The sequence below is a fragment of the Novosphingobium sp. SG751A genome (assembly GCF_013149295.1).
Lineage (GTDB): Bacteria > Pseudomonadota > Alphaproteobacteria > Sphingomonadales > Sphingomonadaceae > Novosphingobium.
This window is the reverse complement of sequence record NZ_JABGCB010000054.1, coordinates 1-2,855: the sequence shown is the minus strand read 5'-3', so window position 1 is coordinate 2,855 and position 2,855 is coordinate 1. Positions and strand designations below refer to the sequence as shown.

General features: G+C 63.4%; 2 protein-coding genes. Both read left to right on the top strand.

The window, feature by feature from the left end; all coding sequences use genetic code 11:
- Positions 1–214 precede the first annotated feature (214 nt).
- Positions 215–1,123: a site-specific integrase gene (locus tag FHW96_RS25770; protein WP_172343422.1), complete on the top strand. Its 909-nt coding sequence runs from the start codon at positions 215–217 to the stop codon at positions 1,121–1,123.
- Between the two features lie 4 nt (positions 1,124–1,127).
- Positions 1,128–2,321, top strand: a complete 1,194-nt coding sequence (locus FHW96_RS25765; RefSeq protein ID WP_172343421.1) for an IS91 family transposase — start codon at positions 1,128–1,130, stop codon at positions 2,319–2,321.
- The last annotated feature ends 534 nt before the right edge of the window (positions 2,322–2,855 follow it).

Sequence of the window (2,855 nt, the reverse complement as noted above, 5' to 3'; positions counted from 1 at the left end):
CGATCGAAGTATCGACCGCGTAGACGACCATGTACCCAGCACACGAAACTGAACCCGGAGAATAAGGCATTGACTGTGGGGCGATTAGACGACCCACTGGCGTGGGAATGGCGCAGGTTTAGAGGTTTCGCTGCTACTCGCGAGCTGATTTCTTGGGTTGAGCCCCGCTGACGAGAGGCAGATTTTGCGGCTCCTTCAACCGAGGAGTCGACCCATGACCAACACCACAATGCCAGCCCCAGCCACCACGCTGCGGGAGCGAATGATCGAGGACATGAATCTGCATCGGCTGTGCCGCACCACGCAGCATGGCTATTTGCGGGATATCACGCGATTTGCGATTTGGCTGGGGCGCCCGCCTGATACCGCCACCGAGGAGGATCTGCGCCGCTACCAGATCGAGCAGACCGAGACGGGGTTTGGCGCGCCGGCGATGAACACGGCTGTTTCGGCGTTGCGGTTCTTCTTTATCCGTACGCTCGATCGACCTGACGTGATCCGCAAACTCCACCGGGTCAAGCATCCGCGTGGCTTACCGACCGTACTCAGCCGCGAGGAAGTGAGCCGGATGCTCGATGCCACGACGAGTATCAAGCATCAGGCGATCCTGTCGGTGGCTTATGGCGCTGGGCTTCGCGCCGCCGAAGTGACCCACTTGAGGGTTCGCGACATCGACAGCGAGCGCATGCTGCTGCGGGTTGAGTGTGGCAAAGGCGGTCGCCATCGCAACGCCATGCTTGCCCAGGATCTGCTGCTTCTCCTGCGCGAATGGTGGAAGATCGGGCGCAAGGAAGGCGTGATGCACCCTGATGGCTGGCTCTTCCCCGGCCAGCACTACCTGAAGCCTATCAGCACCCGGCAGGTCCACCGGATCGCAGCCGAAGCGGCCCACGCGGCGGGGATAACCAAGCGGGTCGGCCCCCATACTTTGCGCCACAGCTTTGCTACACACCTACTCGAAGATGGCGTCGATATCCGCGTCATCCAGGTGCTGTTGGGGCATACCCAATTACAAACCACAACGCTCTACACCCGGGTTGCCATCCGCACGGTCAAGGCGGTGGTTAGCCCGCTCGACAGACTGGCGATGTTCCCGGCCACCCAGGCGGCGCCTCCCGGCTGAGCCGTTGCGCACCTCACTCGAGGTCGCCGATATCTTCCGCAGCGCCGGGCCTGTCTATCGGGCGGCCCACGTCGGGCATCTGAGCCTCGGCCAGCTCAAGGTCATGACGGCCATCGAGAACTGCCGCACCGCCGCGCTGGGCGGTCACGTCGAGGCCTGCGACGACTGCGGGCATTGGCGGATCGCCTACAACTCATGCCGCAACCGGCACTGTCCCAAGTGTCAGGGGGCAGCAGCACGCACATGGCTCGCGGCGCGCGAGGCAGATCTGCTGCCGGTCGGCTACTTCCACGTCGTGTTCACGCTGCCCGCCGAGATCGCGGATATTGCCTGGCAGAACAAGGCCGTGCTCTATGACCTCCTCTTCCGCGCGGCTGCGGACACGATGCTGACCATCGCCGCCGATCCCCAGCACCTTGGCGCGCGGGTCGGCATCACCGCTGTCTTGCACACGTGGGGATCGGCACTGACCCACCATCCGCATGTGCACATGATCGTGCCGGGCGGAGGGATCGCGCTCGACGGTACGCGCTGGATCTCTTCGCGCCCGGCCTTCCTGCTGCCGGTGCGCGTACTGGGCGCGCTGTTCCGCCGATTGTTCCTCACCCGCCTGCTGGCGTTGTTCGATGCCGGCAAGCTGGCCTTCTTCAGCACCTTGGTGGGCCTCGCGAAACGCAAGATATTCCTGCGGTATCTGTCGCCGATCCGGAAAAAGCGCTGGGTGGTCTATGCCAAGCCGCCCTTTGCCGGGCCGCAGGCAGTACTGGCCTATCTCTCGCGCTACACCCACCGCGTCGCCATCTCGAACCGGCGGCTCGTCGCATTTGACGAGGGAGGTGTGACGTTCCGGTACAAGGACTATCGCTGCGGCGGGGCCGAGCGCCAGCAGGTTATGTCGCTGGCCACCGAAGAGTTCATCCGCCGCTTCCTGATCCACGTCCTGCCGCGCGGCTTCCACCGCATCCGGCATTACGGGCTGCTCGCCAGTTCAACCCACAAGGAGGCCATGGTGCTCGCCCGCAGGCTGCTTGGCGTCGTCGCGCCGATCGAAGAGCCCGAACCAGACGAACCGCCCGATCATCGTCCGCCGTGTCCGTGCTGCGGCGGACACATGACCATCATCGAAGACTTCGCCCGTTGGTGCCAACCGCGTGCACCGCCATCATCGACACCGCCCGCCCGGAGACAAGCGCCATGATCCGGCATGGCTTCCCCTGCATGATGGCCGCGATCACTGCGTCCCGGCCCATGGGGATATGTGCGCCAGCGCCGCGACCACAGCCAATATTGCGCTCAATACCGGCAGGATTAGGAGCTCTTCGAGAGCGAATGCCACTTAGAGTCTTTGTTATTCCGCCAATCACAGGCTGGTCGGCACGCCTGCTTCAGCCACCCCAATCCACACCAAAGCCCGTTTACCCATAGACCTGGGCGAGCCTCACCGCGGGTCGTACCTGTCCGGGTTTAGTACGCCTGACGGCGCCCGAAACCCTTCGACAGAGCAGACAGTCCTGCTGCAAGTGACCGCAACCCGAACCCGTCGTTCGTTCATAAGTTCGGGTATTAGGGAACTCATCCGCCGCTCTATCTCCTTTTTGCAAGAGCCAAAGTGGAGAAGCGTGAGGGCTATTCGCCCCCGGCCATAGCCAGCGCATCGGCACCCGCCGGAAAGTGAAGCCGGTCTGTGCGATCGTGCACCGCATCCCACACCGCCTGGGCAACATCGCTCTCG

Bases quoted from the DNA above. Each gene is read 5' to 3' on its own strand.
- FHW96_RS25770 (WP_172343422.1), top strand. From the start codon at position 215: ATGACCAACACCACAATGCCAGCCCCAGCCACCACGCTGCGGGAGCGA.